Here is an 18,536-nt window from a genome sequence, read left to right on the forward strand (position 1 = left end):
CCCTACGGCGCCCCACTGACACCATCGGTCGCTCCCGGACTCACGCTGAGGGGTGGAGCGGGTTGGGGACGGAGCCGTGGACGGCGGCGTGCGGGCGCTGCGGGCGGTCGCGGTAACCGTCCAGATGCAGACGGTTGCGGTTGAGACACAGGCGCTCGATCGTCGGTGTCAGCATGTCGAAGATCTCGAACCGCTCCTTGAGGCCGGGGAACCGGGCGTGGTGCCTCAGGATCTCGGCACGGACGAGTGACCAGAATTCACCCTCGGGGACGTTCAGCTGCTCCTCGCACAGTGGGGACAGATAGCGGAAGACGCCCACGAAGAGCCCGGAGTGGATGAACTGGGTGAGGAAGGACGGTTCCTCCGTGAGCAGGATCTCCCGGACGTCCGCGGGCATCGTGTCGTGTTCCGGCAGCGGCCGGGCGCTGACGTTCACGTCGTCGACGAAGTCCTTGATCGCGAGCCGCACGGGTACGTCGTGCTCGTCGAAGACGACGATGGCGTTCTCGCCGTGCGGGGAGAAGACCGTGCCGTAGCGGTACAGGAAGTGCAGCAGCGGTGGCAGCAGCGCGGTGAAGAGCCGGGTCAGCCAGACGGCCGGGGCCAGCCCCGAGCGGGCGACGAGCTCGGCGGTGAAGGAACGGCCGTCGGGGTCCGTGTGCAGCAGCGAGGCGAGCGTACGGGCGCGTTCGCCGGGCGCCAGCCGCGGCTGGAGGGGCTCCCGCCAGATCGCCCCGAGAATCTCCTTGAACTGGTACGGAGACTCGGGGAGGTGGTCGTAGAGCGGGTGCTCGACCGCCACCGACGCGACCTCGCCGAGCAGGATGACGCCGCAGGTGTCCCGGAGGAACGGGTCACCGTCGCACAGCCCCTGGACCCACGCGGTGACGGCCGGGGCGGCGAGCGTGCGTTCGGTCGGCAGGCCCCGCCAGACGAGGGTGTTGAGGATCGACAGGGGCAGCTTGACCGTGTGCCGGTCGGGCCGCCGCACATTGGTGAAGGTGCGGATGGACTGCTGGGGCAGCCGGAGGTCGTCGTCGGTGTGCAGGGGGACGATCTCGGCGTCCGCGATCGCGGGGGCGAAGAGGGGGACGATCCATTCGTCCCACTGCCATGGATGCACGGGGAGGAACAGGTAGTCCGTGGGGTCGAGCCCCCGCCCGCGCAGGATCGCGGCGAAGGATTCCCTTACAGCCGGGTCCAGTTCCTGGTCGTAGAGGTCTCCGGGGGCGGCGACACGGCCCACTCCCCGGTAGCCCGCTATCCGGGTGCTGACGGCGATCCAGGGCAGCGCGGTCGCGGACCGGGCTTCCGGGGTGAAGCGGGCGGCGTCGGTGGCGGAGAATCCGAGACGGCCCTTGTTCGCCACGAGCCAGGGGTGTCCTGTCTGGTGGCCTTCGAGCTCGGCGTACGGGAGCTCGGCGAGCTGCGCCGCGGTGAGCGCGGTGTGGTCGAGGCGGGCGTCGGCGGTGAGGGTGGCGGTGAGCTCGCGGATGAGGTGGCCGAGCGTGGCGCCGTCGAGGCCGAGGAGGCGGCGGCCTCGGGCGAGGAATCGCAGGGGGTCCCGGAAGGGTGTGCCGTCGGTGCTGCCGGCCCCCGTGTCCCCGGCGGGGAGCTCGGTGATCGTCGCCGGGTCGACACGCCAGCTGCCGTAGACACCGCGCCGGGCGTGGAAGCTCAGGGTCGCGCCGTCGTCGAGCGTCAGGGTGTAGTCGCCGGTCCGCCCCGCTCCGTCATCCGTCCTGGGGACGGGTTCGATGACTTCCTCGTAGGCGAACTCACCGAGCGTCTTGGCGAGGAGCCTCGCCGCGACCCGGTCCCAGACGGTCCGGTTGAGTTCCGGAGTGTCGAGCGGCGTATGAGGCTTCGCCGGATGGTGGCTCGCAGGATATGTCGGCACGGTGACTCCTCCGGGTGGGACCGATGGGGTTCGAGCAGGCTGTGCGGTGCGGCGAGTTGTTCACAGGCGGTCACGGTGGGCTCGGTCGCGGACCATCAGGGCGGCTCGCTTGTCGGGAAGGTCCACTTCCGCGCAGAAGCGGAAGCCGGCGGTCAGGAAGGCGGACACGGACGGGGTGTTGCGCAGATCCGGCTCGGCGACGACACGTCCGCAGAGCGGCCGGTTGTCGAGTACGAGATCGGCGACGGCCCTGAGCAGTACGGTGCCGATGCCCCGTCCTCGGTTGCCCACGCCGCCGATGAGGAGGTGGATCCCCATGTCGTGGGGCCGTGCCGGGTAGTGGCGGGCGAGCGGGTCCAGATCCGCGCGGTAGATCTCCCAGTAGCTCATGGGGGTACCTGCGAGGACGCCGAGGCAGGGGACGCTGCGGCCGTCCCCTTCGAGCTGCCGGCCGAGGTGCGCGGCGGTGACCGCCTCCGGTCCCGCGAGCTCCCAGAAGGCGGCGACCGCGGGATCGTTCATCCAGCGGGCGATCACCGCCAGATCGCGTCCGGGTTCCACTGCGACGAGCCGGAACACCCCCGCGGGGGTGCTGACCGGGCTCCACGCGCCGGGGTCCCCCACGAGAGCGGAGGCGTCGGCCCTCGCGGTGGCCGCCGCGGATCCGGCGCCGAGCAGGGCGAGGAGCTCCTCGGTGAGCCGCAGCTCCAGGGTGTCCTCGGTGCCGGTGCCGTCGGGCGGGACGGCACCGGTCCCGGTGTGGGCATCGGCTCGGTGCACCGTGACGCTCTCCTCTCGCTGGTTCAGACCGTCATGCCTTGCCGCCGGTGAGCGGGTTGGTGATGGTGACGTACACGGACTGGGTGTCGACCGGGCCGACGAGTTCGTCGAGGCCGTGCATCCGGGTCAGCAGGTTGGCCTTGCAGCGGAGCTGGCCGGTCTCCAGGAGATAGGCGGGCAGGGAGGAGCCCAGCGCGACGGTGCCTTCGAGGAAGCGGCGGAACGCCGCGAGGAGCAGCTGTTCGTCGGCGAGCCGCTGGGCGCCGAAGGCTCCGATCAGCCCGAACACGTTGTTGATGCCGAGGTAGTAGGCGAGCCGTTCGTCCGTGACGTCGTCGGTGACGAAGGTGTCGCTGACGGCGCCGATGCCCGGGAGCCGGCGCTCGAGCGCGGCCCGGTGGGACTCCCGGAAGTAGTAGCCCTGGTTGTCGCGGTACCTGCCGCCGACGGGCCAGCCGTCCGGGTCGAGGAGTACGAGCGTGTTCTGCTGGTGGGCCTCCAGGGCGACGCCCGCGTTGGCGTCGAGCCAGAGGACGGGGAGGACCACGCGGTCGAGGTAGCGCAGGAACCACTCGGCGCACACCGCCCCGGTCGTCCTGCCCGTGCGCGCGGCCAGCGAGAGGACCGTGTCGGCGAGCCGCGAGTGCGTCCCGGGACGGCCGGGCCACGGCCGGGGGGCGGTGAGTCCGGCGATGCAGACGGCGTCGTCGGCGGGGCCGAACGGATTGTGGCGGAGCATCACGTCGAGGCCGGGGACGGGGCTGCCGTCCGGCTGGTCGACGGCGAGCCAGGCCGGGTCCCGGACGATGTCGAAGCCCGGGTGCGCCTCCTGCCACCGGTCCGCGAGGCCGGTGCGCAGCAGCCGGTGCACCTCGGCTCCTCGGTGGAGCTCCTTACGGAGGTTCTCCCGGCGGGAGTTGGTGATGCGTACGCCCAGGGACAGCTTCAGCATGAGGTCGGAGCCCGGGCGGTGCACGGTGCGGACGGACGAGGTGGGGTGCCAGCGTTCGCCGTGCGGACCGAGGTCGTGCAGGAGGCCCTTCTCGCGCAGGGCGACGACCTCGGGACGGCGCAGGACCTCGGCGGCCTGCCAGGGGTGGAGCGGGAGGGCCGTGGTTCCTTCGGGGAGGTCCAGCCCTTCTGCGTGCGGTGCGAGGAGCGCCTCCGCCGGGACCGGCCTGCCGGCCTTCGTCCACGCCGACTCAGTGGCCAGCACGGAACGGTCCACAGCCATCCAGTGGAGCGGGAAGGAGCCGCGCAGCTCGGGTGAGTAGAGCAGCGTCTCCGACTCGGAGAGCCCTTCGCGGCTCTTGGGCGTGGGGTGCAGGGGGTGGCCGAGGACGAGGGACTGCTCGGCGGCGAGGAAGAGGTCGGCCTCGGGCGGCGCGGTGGGCGCCCGGCGCCGGTCGGCGATGAAGACCGCCGTGTGCCGTACGGAGTCGGCCACCCTGGCCACCAGGTCGACGCCGGCGTTCCGCTCGCTCTCCCTGCTGAGCAGTGCGGCCACGGTGACGGCTTCGACGCCCGGGGCGCCGTCGGGGGCGTTCTCCAACGACGGCGTCCCGAAGCGGTGCCAGCCGGTCGCGGACCAGTGGGTGACCGGGACGAGCAGGGCGGTGCCGCTCGCGGGGAGCGGCACGCGCAGGGTGTTCCCCCGGGGCCGGGGCAGGTCGTTCTCCCTGGCCCAGCAGCGCAGCAGATTCTCCGTACCGGCCGAGTCCGCGGCCCGGAGCGGGTCCGGATGGTCGAGCGGGTCCCGCACCGTGCCGCCGGGGAGGTCCGCCGGGACGGCGCCGGCGTGGGCGTCCGACCCGGCTCGCGGGGTGCCGTGCGGGCCGGCCTTCTGGCGGGGCACGGTCGTCGACTCGACGGCGAGGGGGCCCTCCGGCAGGTCATGTCCTCGCTGCTGGCTGGTGAGGGGGCCGTCGGCCTCGGGCGCAGGGGTGGGGTTCACGGCGGTCTTCCTTGTGAGGGGTCCGGGATCAGCGGGTCGGCCCGGTAGCGGCCCGGCGGTACGGAGAGCGCTCGGCCGCACTCAGTGCGTCGGCGAGGCGGTCGACGACCGCCGTCGCCTGTTCGTCGGTGAGAGTCAGGGGAGGGAGCAGTCGGACCACGGCGCTGTGACGTCCGCCGAGTTCGACGATGAGGCCGCGGCGCAGGCATTCCTGCTGCACCACTGCGGCGAGGGCCGGATCGGGCGGTGGCGCGGAGCCGCTCTCGGCGGTGACGGTGAGCGGCTCGGCCTCGGGGTCGACGAGTTCGATGCCGATCATCAGACCGCGGCCACGGACGTCACCGATGCTCGGATGGTCCGCGCCGAGCGCCTGGAGCCGGGCGAGCATGCGCGCGCCGAGTGTCCCCGCGCGCTCGGCGAGCCGGTTCTCCCGTACGTACGCGAGGGTCGCGGAGCCGGCCGCCATGGCCAGCTGATTACCCCGGAAGGTGCCGGCGTGGGCGCCCGGCTGCCAGAGGTCGAGCTCGGAGCGGTAGACGATCACCGCGAGGGGCAGCGAGCCGCCGATGGCTTTCGAGAGCACCATCACGTCGGGCACGATACCGCTGTGCTCGACCGCCCAGAAGGTGCCGGTCCTGCCGACTCCCGTCTGCACCTCGTCCGCGATCAGGGCGATGGAACGCTCCTGCGTGATCTCCCGCATCCGGCGCATCCAGCCGTCCGGGGCCGGGTTCACCCCGCCCTCGCCCTGCACGGGCTCCACGATCATGGCGGCCGGAGCGGGCACCCCGCCCTTGGGGTCGTCCAGGAGGTGTTCCGTCCAGCGCGCGGCGATGTCCGCGCCCCGCTCCCCGCCGGTTCCGAAGGGGCAGCGGTAGTCCTGCGGGAAGGGCAGCCGCGTCACCCGGACGTCCGTGGCCCCGCCCGAGGCGGCCAGGGCACCGGCGGTCATTCCGTGGTACGCGCCGGTGAAGGCGAGGAGTTCACTGCGCCCGCTCGCCGCCCTGGCCAGCTTGAAGGCCGCCTCGACGGCGTCCGTCCCGGCCGGACCGCAGAACTGGATCCGGGCGTTGTCGGCCAGTTCACGGGGCAGGGTGGCGAACAGCTCGGTCGTGAAGGCGTCCTTGACGGGGGTGGCGAGATCGAGCACATGCAGTGGTGCGCCGGAGTCGATGACCTTTCTGATGGCCTCGAGCACCACCGGGTGGTTGTGCCCGAGGGCCAGTGTGCCCGCCCCGGACAGACAGTCGAGATAGCGCCGTCCGTCCGCGCCCTCGATCGTCATGCCCCGCGCGCGTACCGGCACGATCGGCAGGGACCGCGCGTAGGTGCGGGCCGCAGATTCACGTAGTGCCTGACGCCGCAGAATCCCTTCGTGCGCAGGGGAGAGCACCACCGGAGCTGGTTCGGTCACGGCCACGGCTGTTCGGTCCTCCTGCGGTAACAGTTGCGTTGCGCATCGGTACGGTCCCCGGGGGCGGACTGCGCGGATGAACGCTGTCCGGGTGTCCCCCGTACGTACCAACGACGCGGAAGGCGGGAGATCACGGGTGAATCGGAAGAACCCTGCGCGGGCGGAACCGTGGCCCTGCCGCGCGCCGTCCCCAACGGCACCGGCATAGTAGGGGCCGCACTCGGGACGGAGCCGCCGCTCCGAGGGTGCGCGATGTGGCCTCACGGCCCTGCCGCGCACGCCAAGTCCGCAGTGCGGTACCGAAGTCAGTGACGAAGTCCCAGGGGGATCACCAGATGCGACCCATGCGCCCGACCGATACCGCACACCGCGGGGGGAGCGCCCGCCGCACCCCCCGGGTGTTCGCCGCAGCCGCCCTCGCCGCGCTCCTGACGCTCTCCGCCACGGCCTGCGGGCCGGAGGAGGACGGCGCGATCAGCGAGCCGAGCAGTTCCACCGGCCAGTCCTCCGACGGAAAGGTCGTCATCCCGGACGACCTCAAGGACCGGCTCAAGGAGCACGGGATCGACCTCGACAAGTGGCGGGGCGGCGAGTGGAAGAACTGGGACAGGGACAAGTGGCTGCGTGAGGCCAAGGATTACGTCAACCCCGTCATCGAGGACCTCTGGGACCCGGAGCGGATGCGGGACGCGGACAAGGCCCCGGAGAACCCCGTCGACAACGACATCTCCGGCGACGAGGGCGTGACGGACCCGACCCCCGCGCCGGTCGAGGCCGCGAACCTGCAGACGCCGTACCACGGGAGCGCGCCCGAGTCCGGCAAGCTCCTGTTCGACGGCCCCGAGGGTTCGATGGTCTGCTCCGCGACCGTGGTCCAGGACCCGGCCCACCCGGGCAAGTCCAACATGGTCTGGACGGCCGGGCATTGCGTGCACGCGGGCAAGAACGGCGGCTGGTACCGCAACATCGCCTTCGTTCCCTCGTACAACGACAGCGGCATGTCGACGGCCGAGCTGCAGAACGCGTCGAAGGAGGAGATCGCTCCGTACGGCGTGTGGTGGGGCCAGTGGGCGCAGACCTCCGACCAGTGGATCAACCAGGGCGCCGCGACCGGCGGCCAGGGAGCTCCGTACGACTTCGCGGTGCTGCAGGTCGCCCCGGAGAAGGGCTCCACGGGCAAGTCCCTGGAGGAGACCGTCGGTTCGGCGCTGCCGGTCGATTTCAACGCCCCGGCCGTCCCTGAGATCGACAGCATGACGGCGACCGGCTATCCGGCGGCTCCTCCGTTCGACGGCCAGAAGGCGTTCCGGTGCGCCGACGAGCCGGGCCGCCTGGCGGTCTTCGAGGAGCAGCCGACGATGTACCGCATCGGGTGCACGATGACCGGTGGTTCGTCCGGTGGCGGCTGGGTCGCGAAGGGCCAGGACGGTAAGCCGGCCCTGGTCTCCAACACCTCCATCGGCCCGGTGACGGCGGGCTGGCTGGCAGGTCCTCGCCTGGGCGAGGAGGCCAAGGGCGTCTACGAGGCCGTCAGCAAGAAGTACGCGGGACAGTAGGACGGCGTGTGCTCCGGACCGGCGGTCGCCGGCACGGAGCACACGAGAAGGCCGGGCTCCCCTTCGCGGGGGGAGCCCGGCCTTCTACGCGTCCACCGCGCGTCAGTGAGCCGCCGGCACGAAGACCGCGAGCTCCGCCGCGAGCTCCTCGTGGACCCGCGCCTTGAGCAGGGTGCCCTCCGCGGTGTGGTCCTCGGAGATCACCTCGCCCTCCGCGTGCACCCGGGAGACCAGCGCCCCCTGGATGTAGGGCACGAGCGCCTCGATCTCCACGGCCGGCCGCGGCAGTTCGGCGTCGATGAGCGCGAGCAGCTCGTCGATACCGGCTCCGGTCCGCGCCGACACCGCGATCGCGTGCTTCTCGGCGCGCATCAGACGCTGCAGCACGAGCGGGTCCGCCGCGTCCGCCTTGTTGATCACGACGACCTCGGGTACGTCGACCGCGCCGACTTCCCGGATCACCTGACGCACGGCGGCGAGCTGCTCCTCGGGCACCGGGTGTGAACCGTCCACCACATGCAGGATCAGGTCGGACTCGCCGACCTCCTCCATGGTGGAGCGGAACGCCTCGACCAGGTGGTGCGGCAGGTGCCGCACGAACCCGACGGTGTCGGCCAGGGTGTAGACACGGCCGCTCGGCGTCTCGGCCCGGCGCACGGTCGGGTCGAGGGTCGCGAACAGGGCGTTCTCCACGAGGACACCCGCGCCGGTGAGCCGGTTGAGCAGCGATGACTTCCCGGCGTTGGTGTACCCGGCGATCGCCACGGAGGGCACCTTGTTGCGCTTGCGCTCCTGGCGCTTGATCTCCCGGCCGGTCTTCATCTCCGCGATCTCCCGGCGCATCTTCGCCATCTTCTCGCGGATCCGTCGCCGGTCCGTCTCGATCTTGGTCTCACCGGGACCACGGGTGGCCATGCCGCCACCACCGCTGGAACCGCCGCCGCCCATCTGCCGGGACAGCGACTGACCCCAGCCGCGCAGGCGCGGGAGCATGTACTGCATCTGTGCCAGCGACACCTGCGCCTTGCCCTCCCGGGACTTGGCGTGCTGGGCGAAGATGTCGAGGATCAGTGCGGTCCTGTCGACCACCTTGACCTTGACGACGTCTTCCAGGTGGATCAGCTGGCCGGGGCTCAGCTCACCGTCACAGACCACGGTGTCGGCCCCGGATTCGAGAACGATGTCGCGCAGCTCCAGTGCCTTGCCCGAGCCGATGTAGGTGGCGGGGTCGGGCTTGTCCCGCCGCTGGAACACGGCGTCGAGCACCTGCGCCCCCGCGGTCTCGGCGAGGGCCGCGAGCTCCGCGAGGGAGATCTCCGCGTCACGAACGGTCCCGGAGGTCCAGACACCGACGAGAACCACGCGCTCAAGGCGCAGCTGCCGGTACTCGACCTCGGTGACGTCCTCGAGCTCGGTGGAGAGGCCTGCCACGCGGCGCAGCGCCGCACGCTCGGAACGGTCGAGCTGCTCGCCGTCCCGCTCTCCGTCGATCTCGTGGCTCCAGGCGACGTCCTCTTCCATCAGGGCGTCGGCCCGAAGGCTCTCGGTGAGGCTCTCGGAGTTGGCTTCCGTGGCGCTCTGCGCGTCCTGCGCGTCCTGGGGAAGGGAAGAAGAGGAGGTCATTGGATCCTTACGTCGATAGAAGTCCGATACGTCAGTCACAACGCGTGACCCCGCCGGAAGATTCCCATGGAGGGGATCCACCGGCCGGACGCCGTGCCGACGCGTCGATAGTGGCATGTCCCCGCCCGGGCCGTCACTCGGGTTTCGGCGCCCGCGCGGGGCTCTGCCCACCCGCGGCGTTGCGGGGCGTTCCGCTGCGCCAGTCCGGGTGCCCCGGCATGGGCGGGGTCTTCTCCCCGTACAGCCACCCGTCGAAGAACGCGGTCAGGTCCCGTCCCGCGATCCTCGACGCGAGGTCCGTGAACTGCCGGGTGGTCGCCGACTCGTCTCTGTGGACGCGCACCCAGGTCCGTTCGAGGCGGTCGAACGCGGCCTCGCCGATCTCCTCGCGCAGCGCGTACAGGATCAGCGCGCTTCCGTCGTACACGACCGGCCTGAAGAGGCTGATCTTGTGGTCCGGGGTGGGCACGTCGGGGCGTGCGGGCGGTCCGCCCGCCGCGCGCCAGGTGTCGGAGCGGGCGTAGGCCTCGCGCATCCGGCGTTCCATGGGCTTCCGCGCGTGTTCCTCGGCGTAGCGGGCCTCGTACCAGGTGGCGTGTCCCTCGTTGAGCCACAGATCGGACCAGGACCGCGGGGAGACGCTGTTGCCGAACCACTGGTGGGCGAGCTCGTGCACCATGACCGAATCGACGTACCACTCCGGATATCCGTCTCCGGTGAACAGGGAGCGTTCGAAGAGCGAGAGGGTCTGCGTCTCCAGCTCGAAGCCCGTCTCGGTGTCCGCGACGAGGAGTCCGTACGTCTCGAACGGGTACGGGCCGACCTGCTTCTCCATCCAGGCCAGCTGCGCCGGGGTCTTCTCCAGCCAGGGCTCCAGCTCGGCGCGGTCGGCCGTGGGCACCACGTCGCGTACGGGCAGTCCGCGGGGCCCGGTGCGGTGGAGGACTGCGGAGCGGCCGATGGACACCTGGGCGAGTTCCGTCGCCATCGGATGCTCCGTGCGGTACGTCCAGGTGGTCGCCCCGGCGTGGTCCCGCCTCCCGGCGGGAACGCCGCCCGCCACGACCGTGAGGTCCTTCGGCGCGGTCACCCGGAAGGTGAAGAAGGCCTTGTCGGCGGGGTGGTCGTTGGCGGGGAAGACCCGGTGGGCGGCGTCGGCCTGGTTCGCCATGGCGAGGCCGTCCGCGGTCGGCACCCATCCCCCGTTGGCACGGTCCCCCGAGGGGTCGCTCGTATGCCTGACGGTGATCCGCACGGGCACTCCGGCCGGGATCCGGGAGGGCGTGTCGACGATCAGGTCCTCACCGGCGGTGGCGAAATCCGAGTTGCGCCCGTCGACCTCGACGGAGCGGACGGCGCCCCGCGCGAAGTCGAGGTTGATCCGCTCGAGCGGTGCGGTGGTGCGCGCGTCGATCGTGGTGACGGCGTCCAGGGGCTCGGTGTTGCGGCCCTTGTAGGTGAGCGCGATGTCGTACGAGAGGACGTCGTAGCCCGGGTTGCCGAGGTGGGGGAAGAGTCGGTCGCCGATGCCGAGCGGTTCGGGTGCGGGCAGCGTGGCGGCGACGAGGGTGACCGACGCGGTGGCCAGCAGAGCGGCACGCAGTCGGCGGGAGGTGAGCGGCATGGACTACGGCTACCAGCGCGCGCCGTCCGCGCGGGGGTGGCGCGCGCCGCACCACCCGAACGGGTCGCCGGGGAGCGGCAAGGAGCGGCGGTGGTCAGCCCGCGGCGGCGGGCTGCTGGGCGCGGCTCACGTCGTACACGCCGGGTACGTCGCGCATCGCCCGCATGAGGCCGGGCAGTCCCGCCGCGTCGGGAAGTTGCAGCGTGTAGGTGTGCCGGACGCGCTGTTCGGTGGGCGGTTCGACGGTCGCCGAGACGATGGCTGCGTCCGCGGTCGCGATGGCCTCGGTGAGGTCGGCGAGGAGCCTGGGGCGTCCGAAGGACTCGGCGACGAGGGTGACCCGGTAGTCGGGGGTGCCGCTCCGGTCGTCCGGGTCGTTCCAGCGTGCCTCCACGGCCGGCCGGCCGATCGCCCGCATCCGTGCCACCGCCGGGCATTCCTCGCGGTGCACGGTGACGGCGCCGCCGCGCACCGTGAATCCGATGATGCCGTCGGGCGGGACCGGGGTGCAGCACCCTGCGAGCCGGACCGGTGCGCCCGGTGCGCCGACCGCCACGATCGGAGCCCGGCCGGCTGCCCTTGCGCGGCTGTCCGCAGCGTCGTCGGTGGGCTGGGCCTGCGGCCTCGGTGCGTCGGGCCTGTTCTTGTGGGGGCCCTGCACGCCGTCCGGATGGGCGTCGAGCCATGCCGTGATCGCGATGCGGGCGGCAGGCGTACGTGCGTGGTCCAGCCACTCCGGGGACGGCCCGGAAGAGGCGTCCTGGGCGAGCAGCAGCTGCACGGTGTCACCGTCGTTCAGGGCGGTGCTCAGCGTGGCCAGCCGGCCGTTGACGCGGGCTCCGATGCAGCCGTGCGCCTCGTCACCGTACTGCGCGTAGGCGGCGTCGACGCAGCTGGCGCCGGCGGGCAGCCCCAGGGTCCCGCCGTCGGTGCGGAAGACCGTGATCTCGCGGTCCTGTGCCAGGTCGGCGCGGAGCGTGGCCCAGAACGTGTCGGAGTCGGTCGCCGATTCCTGCCATTCCAGGAGGCGGGAGAGCCAGCCGGGCCTGGTCGGGTCGGCGCGCTCCCCGTCGGCGGGTTCCGCCTGGTGAGTGGTGGTGGTGCCGTCCTGGGTGTACGGGTTGCCGAGCGCGACGACACCCGCCTCGGCGACCTTGTGCATCCGGTGTGTGCGGATCAGGACTTCGGCGACCGCTCCCTCGGGTCCGACCACCGCCGTGTGCAGCGACTGGTAGAGGTTGAACTTGGGCGCCGCGATGAAGTCCTTGAACTCGGAGATGACCGGGGTGAAACAGGTGTGCAGTTCGCCCAGGACCGCGTAGCAGTCGGCGTCCTCGCCGACCAGCACCAGCAGCCGCCCGAAATCGGTGCCCCGCATCTCGCCGCGTTTGATCCTCACCCGGTGCACGGAGACGAAGTGGCGCGGTCTGATGAGTACTTCGGCGCTGATACCCGCTTCCCGCAGGGTCGATCTGACGCTGCCGGCGATCTCGCCGAGCGGGTCCTCCGCGCCGCTCCACGCGGAGATCAGGGCCTGGGTGCGCGCGTACTCGTCCGGGTGCAGGATCGCGAAGACGAGGTCCTCGAGCTCCGTCTTGAGCGCCTGCACGCCGAGCCGTTCGGCGAGCGGGATGAGCACGTCCCGGGTGACCTTGGCGATCCTGGCCTGTTTCTCGGGGCGCATGACGCCGAGTGTCCGCATGTTGTGCAGCCGGTCGGCGAGTTTGATCGACATGACACGGACGTCGTTCCCGGTGGCGACGAGCATCTTGCGGAAGGTCTCGGGCTCGGCGGCGGCCCCGTAGTCGACCTTCTCCAGCTTGGTGACGCCGTCGACCAGATAGCAGACCTCGTCGCCGAACTGCTCGCGCACCTGATCGAGGGTCACCTCGGTGTCCTCGACCGTGTCGTGCAGCAGCGAGGCCGTCAGGGTCGTCGTCTCCGCGCCGAGTTCGGCGAGGATCAGGGTCACCGCCAGCGGATGGGTGATGTAGGGCTCACCGCTCTTGCGCATCTGGCCGCGGTGGGAGGTCTCGGCGAGGACGTACGCCTCGCGCAGGATGGCGAGGTCGGCGTCCGGATAGTGCGCGCGATGAGCCTCCGCGACGTGCCCGATGGCGTCGGGAAGCCGGTCACGGGAGACCGGCCCGAGCAGGGCGACACGGCCCAGCCTGCGCAGGTCGATCCGTGGACGACCGCGCTTGCGAAGGGGAGCACCTGGATTGGTGGCCTCTGCGCTCATGGGGCACCTCCGGCAACGTCGACCGGCGGTGGATGCGGTTACACCCCCGAGCCGGTGCTTGATGCTATCGACCCCACCACGTGGCTCAGTCCAGCTCTCGCTCAGCGTGAAACGGATCACCCATTCGAGCGAAGCTCTAACCGATCACCGTTTCGAGCCAGGCGGGGTCGAGAACGCCCTCCGCGAGGATCACGGCGGGCCCCGTCATGTCGATCCCGCCGTCCGGGTACTCGGTGATCACCAGCGTGCCGCCGAGGACGTCGACGGTGTACGCCACGGGGGTACCGGTCTCCGCGGGGTCCACGCCGTCCCTGCGTGCGGCGGCGACGGCCACCGCACAGGCGCCGGTGCCGCAGGACCGGGTCTCGCCGGCACCGCGCTCGTGGACGCGCATCGCGACGTGCCGTGGACCGCGGTCCACGACGAACTCGATGTTGACCCCGTCGGGGTAGACGGACCGCGGGCTGAACGGCGGTACGGAGGAGAGCTCTCCGGCGTGGCCCAGGTCCTCGACGAACGCGACGGCGTGCGGATTGCCCAGGTTCACGTTGCGCGCTTCCCAGCTGCGGCCGTCCACGGTCACCGTGACGCCGTCGTCGGGCAGCAGGGCACGCCCCATGGAGATCGTGACGTCGCCGTCCTTCGCGATGTGCACCCGCTTGACCCCGCCCCGCGTGGCGATGGACAGATCGCCTTCGGCGACGTACCCGGCACGCTGGAGGTAGCGGGCGAAGACCCGCGCCCCGTTGCCGCACATCTCGGCGACCGAGCCGTCCGCGTTGCGGTAGTCCATGAACCACTCGGCCTGCTCGGCCATGCCCTGCGCCTCGGGGTGGGCCGCGGACCGCACGACGTGCAGCAGCCCGTCGCCGCCGATGCCCGCCCGGCGGTCGCAGAGCCGGGTGACGACGGGGGCAGGCAGGTCCAGGGCGTTGTCCGGGTCGGGAACGATCACGAAGTCGTTCTCGGTGCCGTGTCCCTTGAGAAAGGTGATCTGCGAAGTGCTCACGAAGCAACTGTACGAGGCTCCGCCGACAGTCCGCGGCGCCGGGCCACGTCGCGTACCCCCGGGAGGGGCCCCGGAGTCCGGGCCGGTCAGCGCAGCCGGGCCACACGCCAGACGGCGAGGGCCACCAGCACGGCGCAGACGGCCACGTACAGCGTGACCACGCGCCAGTCGGGGCGTTCGTCCGAGCCCCTGGCCGGCAGACCGGGCCAGGTGTGGCCGACACGGCGGGCGGCCATCATGCCCCAGCCGGCGGCACAGCCGCTGATCAGCAGGCCCAGCATCGCCACGACCGCACCGCCGCCGCCGAACTCGAAGGCGAGCGGGAAGGCGAACATCAGGGAGCCGACCGCCGCCAGCCCGACGATGGGCGCGAGCTGCCAGATCCGCAGCCGGCGGGCGGGCCGGAGCTCGACCTCGACCTCGGGGGCCACCTCGAGCTCGTCCGGGCCGTCGGGGCTCAGGCGTCCTGCCTCGTGCTGCGTGTCCGGTGCGTCTCTGTCTGTGTCGCGAGGGCCGGCCTCCATCGCCACGCGCCCTCCCAACTCGGACTCCACTGGTCGATCGATGCTCGATGATGGCACGGCCCCGGCCGCCGAAATGACGGGCGGAGCTTCCCGATGCCATCACGTGATCAGGCTGTAACCGCTCGTTCGACCAACGCCAGCGCCCGGCGCGGGAGTTCTCCGCGCTGTTCCTCGGCACCACTCAGCCACCGGACGCGCGGGTCGCGCCGGAACCAGGAGTCCTGCCGGCGCGCGAAGCGCTTGGTGGCGCGCACGGTCTCCGCGCGGGCCTCGTCCTCGGTGCACTCCCCCGCGAGTGCGGCGAGCACCTGCTGGTAGCCCAGCGCGCGCGAGGCGGTGCGTCCCTCGCGCAGCCCCCGGGCCTCCAGGTCACGCACCTCGTCCACCAGCCCGGCCTCCCACATCCGGTCCACACGGGTACGGATGCGTTCGTCGAGTTCGGGGCGTTCGACGTCCACACCGATCTGAAGGGCGTCGTACACCGCTTCACCGCTCGGGAGATTGGCCGTGAAGGGCTTGCCCGTGATCTCGATGACCTCCAGGGCGCGGACGATACGGCGGCCGTTTCCGGCCAGGATGGCGCGGGCCGCCTCGGGGTCCGCGGCGGCGAGCCGTGCGTGCAGGGCGCCGGAGCCGAGTTCCGTGAGCTCCTGTTCGAGCCGGGCGCGTACGACGGGGTCGGTGCCGGGGAATTCGAGGGCGTCGATCGCGCCCTTGACGTAGAGACCCGAGCCGCCCACCAGGACGGGGGTACGGCCTTCGGCCAGCAGCCGGTCGATCTCGATGCGCGCGAGCCGCTGGTACTCGGCGACGCTCGCGGCCTCGGTGACGTCCCAGATGTCCAGGAGCCGGTGCGGAACGCCGTCCCGCTCGGGGAGGGACAGCTTCGCCGTGCCGATGTCCATGCCCCGGTAGAGCTGCATGGAGTCGGCGTTGACCACCTCACCACCGAGCTGCTGGGCGAGGAACACTCCCAGATCGGACTTTCCGGCGGCGGTGGGGCCGACGACGGTGATGACGCGGGGGGTGGGAGCTGGGTTTCTCACCGAGACAGTCTCCCGCACTTCGGGATGGCTTCCGACCGGAGGGGACCGGGACGGACGGACACGGCGAGTAACGCGCGATTTCTCACAGACGAGTAAAATGTGACGACAGTCCCCCAGCACGGAAGGTGACCCATGGGTTTCCTGGACAACCTGAAGGCCAAGCTGGCCCCGGCCAAGGAGAAGGTCGGCGACCTCGCGCAGCAGCACGGGGGCAAGATCGACCAGGGCCTCGACAAGGCCGCCCGCACGGTCGACCAAAGGACCAAGGGCAAGTACAGCGACAAGATCGTGTCCGGCACGCAGAAGGCCAAGGACGCGGTCGACCGTCTGGGCCAGAAGAACGAGGGCGGTACACCGCCTCCGCCGCCGCCCGCGCACTGATCCGGGCGCCGTCGGAACCGAGGGCCGTGGAGCGATGTCGCTCCACGGCCCTCGTCGTTGCCGGGGAGGAGTCAGGGACGGCGGGTCACGACCACGCGGCTACTACGTATCCCACGCCGTACGGGGCGTCCTCGTACAGCAGCTGCCCGCCGAGACCCGCCCCCCGGGCCGCGCCCGCGAGCACCTGCCAGGGCGCCCGGCCCGCCGCCTTCAGTTCGTACGCCAGCGACTCGTCCAGAGCGCTCAGCGCTGCCACGTCGGCGCTCCCCAGCGCACGGGCCGCCGCCGCGTCGAAGTCCGCCGCCCGCTCGTCCAGGTAACCGGGCGCCTTGACCGTACGGCAGGCGCTGCCGTCGCCCATGACCAGCAGGGCGACCCGCTCCGCCCCGGCCACCAGGTCCGCTCCCGCCCGCAGGCAGCGGTCGGCGGCGAGTGACTCCTCCACGCCGAGCCCTTCGAGCGGGGCACCGTCCCAGCCGGCGCTGCCCAGCAGCCAGGCGCCGACGGCGAGTGACGCGGGAAGCGGGCGTCCGGGGGCGGGTGAACCGCCCGGCGCCTCACCAAGCCGTACGGTCAGGCCGACGCCGAATGCGGCGAACGAACCTGCCGAGCCCGGAGGGTACGGCCCCCCGCCGCCCGGCTCGGCGGGCCCGGCCACGATCAGCAGATCCGGTTCCGCGGCGGCGAGCACGCCCAAGGCGTCGAGGCAGGCGCTCCTCGCGGCGTCGAGCTCGGGCGCGGCTCCCGCGGCCACCTCGGGGACCAGGATCGGCGGGCAGGGGCAGACGGCGGCGGCGGCAAGCATGCCGGTCAGCGTACTCAGGCCGGCCGGTCTCAGTCGCAGCCGCACCCCGGGGTGGCGGCCGCGGGGAGCGGGGCGGGGGCGCCGATCCCGGGCAGTCCGAGCATGACTCCGGCGGGACGCTCGGCAGGAGCCGCGTTGCGCTTCTCCCAGGCGTCGCCCGACCGGGTGCGCCTGACGCCCAGGGGCGTTCCCTCGGCGAGCAGGTGGTGCGGGGCGGCGTAACTGATCGCGACCGTCACCACGTCCCCGGGGCGTACGTCCTCGGACGGCTTGGTGAAGTGCACCAGACGGTTGTCGGGAGCGCGGCCGGAGAGCCGGTGCGTGGCGCCGTCCTTTCGGCCTTCGCCCTCCGCGACCATGACGTCCAGGGTGCGGCCGACCTGCTTCTTGTTCTCCTCCCAGGAGATCGCCTCCTGGAGGGCGGAGAGGCGCATGTAGCGCTCCTGCACGACCTCCTTCGGGATCTGTCCCTCCATGTCGGCGGCGGGCGTCCCGGGGCGCTTGGAGTACTGGAAGGTGAAGGCGTTGGCGAAGCGGGCCTCGCGCACGGCGTGCATGGTCTGCTCGAAGTCCTCCTCGGTCTCCCCGGGGAAGCCGACGATGATGTCGGTGGAGATCGCCGCGTCCGGCATGGCGGCGCGCACCTTCTCGATGATCCCGAGGAAGCGTTCCTGGCGGTACGAGCGGCGCATGGCCTTGAGGATCGTGTCCGAGCCGGACTGCATCGGCATGTGCAGCTGGGGCATCACGTTCGGTGTCTCGGCCATCGCCGCGATCACGTCGTCGGTGAAGTCCCGCGGGTGGGGCGAGGTGAAGCGGACGCGCTCCAGGCCCTCGATCGTGCCGCAGGCCCGCAGCAGCTTGGAGAATGCCTCCCGGTCACCGATGTCGGAGCCGTAGGCGTTGACGTTCTGGCCGAGCAGCGTGATCTCGCTGACCCCCTCGGCGACCAGGGCCTCGATCTCGGCCAGGATGTCGCCGGTGCGGCGGTCCTTCTCCTTGCCCCGCAGTGCGGGGACGATGCAGAAGGTGCAGGTGTTGTTGCAGCCGACCGAGATCGACACCCACGCGGCGTACGCGGACTCCCGGCGGGTGGGCAGCGTCGAGGGGAACGCCTCCAGCGACTCGGCGATCTCGACCTGCGCCTCCTCCTGGACCCGGGCTCGCTCCAGGAGGACCGGCAGCTTGCCGATGTTGTGCGTACCGAAGACGACGTCCACCCAGGGGGCGCGCTTCACGATGGTGTCGCGGTCCTTCTGCGCCAGACAGCCGCCGACGGCGATCTGCATCCCGGGGCGCTTCGTCTTCATGGGGGCGAGGCGGCCGAGGTTGCCGTACAGCTTGTTGTCGGCGTTCTCGCGCACCGCGCAGGTGTTGAAGACGACGACGTCGGCGTCGCCGTCGGAGCCCTCGGGGGCGCGTACGTATCCGGCGCCCTCCAGGAGCCCCGACAAGCGCTCGGAGTCGTGGACGTTCATCTGGCACCCGTAGGTGCGTACCTCGTAGCTCTTCTGGACGTCCACTGCTTCGCTCCGGTTGCCGCTGGTCATGGGACAAGGGTAGGCGGTGGCGCGCCGGGGCCTTGCCGCCCGCCGGAGCCACGGCTGAGGGCGGGGGCACACCGCCCGGGGAGAGCAGAGGCCAGGGCCGTTGAACGAATCGTTCCGGTTGGTTTCTA

Annotated in this window: 14 protein-coding genes; 2 read left to right on the forward strand and 12 right to left on the reverse strand. The window is 71.6% G+C overall.

Annotated features, from left to right (window positions below; genetic code table 11):
• Positions 1-40: 40 nt before the first annotated feature.
• The 4 genes from AB0P41_RS28620 to AB0P41_RS28635 are packed head-to-tail and all read right to left on the reverse strand — an operon-like array spanning position 41 to position 6,054.
• On the reverse strand, positions 41-1,900 hold the full coding sequence (locus AB0P41_RS28620; RefSeq protein ID WP_356710192.1) for an IucA/IucC family siderophore biosynthesis protein: 1,860 nt from the start codon (positions 1,898-1,900) through the stop codon (positions 41-43).
• A 60-nt stretch (positions 1,901-1,960) separates the two neighbouring features.
• Complete coding sequence (locus AB0P41_RS28625; RefSeq protein WP_365934912.1) at positions 1,961-2,680, reverse strand: GNAT family N-acetyltransferase; 720 nt, start codon at positions 2,678-2,680, stop codon at positions 1,961-1,963.
• 31 nt (positions 2,681-2,711) lie between these two features.
• Positions 2,712-4,634 carry an IucA/IucC family protein gene (locus AB0P41_RS28630; protein WP_365934913.1) on the reverse strand — a complete coding sequence of 641 codons (1,923 nt, stop codon included), beginning with the start codon at positions 4,632-4,634 and terminating at the stop codon, positions 2,712-2,714.
• A 28-nt stretch (positions 4,635-4,662) separates the two neighbouring features.
• The gene (locus AB0P41_RS28635; protein WP_365934915.1) at positions 4,663-6,054 is read right to left on the reverse strand and encodes a diaminobutyrate--2-oxoglutarate transaminase family protein; all 1,392 of its coding nucleotides are present in this window, start codon (positions 6,052-6,054) and stop codon (positions 4,663-4,665) included.
• A 338-nt stretch (positions 6,055-6,392) separates the two neighbouring features.
• Here AB0P41_RS28635 and AB0P41_RS28640 point away from each other — a divergent pair, with 338 nt between their 5' ends.
• The gene (locus AB0P41_RS28640; protein WP_365934917.1) at positions 6,393-7,604 is read left to right on the forward strand and encodes a hypothetical protein; all 1,212 of its coding nucleotides are present in this window, start codon (positions 6,393-6,395) and stop codon (positions 7,602-7,604) included.
• A 102-nt stretch (positions 7,605-7,706) separates the two neighbouring features.
• Here AB0P41_RS28640 and hflX read toward each other — a convergent pair whose 3' ends face one another.
• From hflX to miaA, 6 genes are all read right to left on the reverse strand, one after another.
• Complete coding sequence (hflX, locus tag AB0P41_RS28645) at positions 7,707-9,227, reverse strand: GTPase HflX (protein WP_356710182.1); 1,521 nt, start codon at positions 9,225-9,227, stop codon at positions 7,707-7,709.
• A 133-nt stretch (positions 9,228-9,360) separates the two neighbouring features.
• Positions 9,361-10,851, reverse strand: coding sequence for a M1 family metallopeptidase (locus AB0P41_RS28650; protein ID WP_365934919.1), 1,491 nt, complete (start codon positions 10,849-10,851; stop codon positions 9,361-9,363).
• Between the two features lie 94 nt (positions 10,852-10,945).
• Complete coding sequence (locus AB0P41_RS28655; protein WP_356710179.1) at positions 10,946-13,093, reverse strand: HD domain-containing protein; 2,148 nt, start codon at positions 13,091-13,093, stop codon at positions 10,946-10,948.
• A 136-nt stretch (positions 13,094-13,229) separates the two neighbouring features.
• Positions 13,230-14,102: a diaminopimelate epimerase gene (dapF, locus tag AB0P41_RS28660; RefSeq protein WP_365934922.1), complete on the reverse strand. Its 873-nt coding sequence runs from the start codon at positions 14,100-14,102 to the stop codon at positions 13,230-13,232.
• Between the two features lie 86 nt (positions 14,103-14,188).
• Complete coding sequence (locus AB0P41_RS28665) at positions 14,189-14,626, reverse strand: hypothetical protein (protein WP_365934958.1); 438 nt, start codon at positions 14,624-14,626, stop codon at positions 14,189-14,191.
• Positions 14,627-14,733: 107 nt separating this feature from the next.
• On the reverse strand, positions 14,734-15,672 hold the full coding sequence (gene miaA / locus AB0P41_RS28670) for a tRNA (adenosine(37)-N6)-dimethylallyltransferase MiaA (RefSeq protein WP_365934924.1): 939 nt from the start codon (positions 15,670-15,672) through the stop codon (positions 14,734-14,736).
• A gap of 132 nt (positions 15,673-15,804) precedes the next feature.
• Between miaA and AB0P41_RS28675 the strand changes: the two genes are divergently transcribed.
• A complete protein-coding gene (locus AB0P41_RS28675) occupies positions 15,805-16,053 on the forward strand; it encodes an antitoxin (protein ID WP_356710173.1) in 249 nt (82 codons plus the stop codon).
• An 85-nt stretch (positions 16,054-16,138) separates the two neighbouring features.
• On the opposite strand, the gene AB0P41_RS28680 is transcribed toward AB0P41_RS28675, so the two are convergent.
• Together AB0P41_RS28680 and miaB are read right to left on the reverse strand one after the other, a co-directional pair.
• Entirely contained in the window at positions 16,139-16,858 is a 720-nt protein-coding gene (locus AB0P41_RS28680) for a hypothetical protein (RefSeq protein ID WP_365934926.1), read from the reverse strand.
• Between the two features lie 29 nt (positions 16,859-16,887).
• A complete protein-coding gene (gene miaB, locus AB0P41_RS28685) occupies positions 16,888-18,408 on the reverse strand; it encodes a tRNA (N6-isopentenyl adenosine(37)-C2)-methylthiotransferase MiaB (protein ID WP_365934928.1) in 1,521 nt (506 codons plus the stop codon).
• Positions 18,409-18,536 lie beyond the last annotated feature (128 nt).

This window comes from Streptomyces sp. NPDC079167 (assembly GCF_040686735.1).
GTDB lineage: Bacteria > Actinomycetota > Actinomycetes > Streptomycetales > Streptomycetaceae > Streptomyces.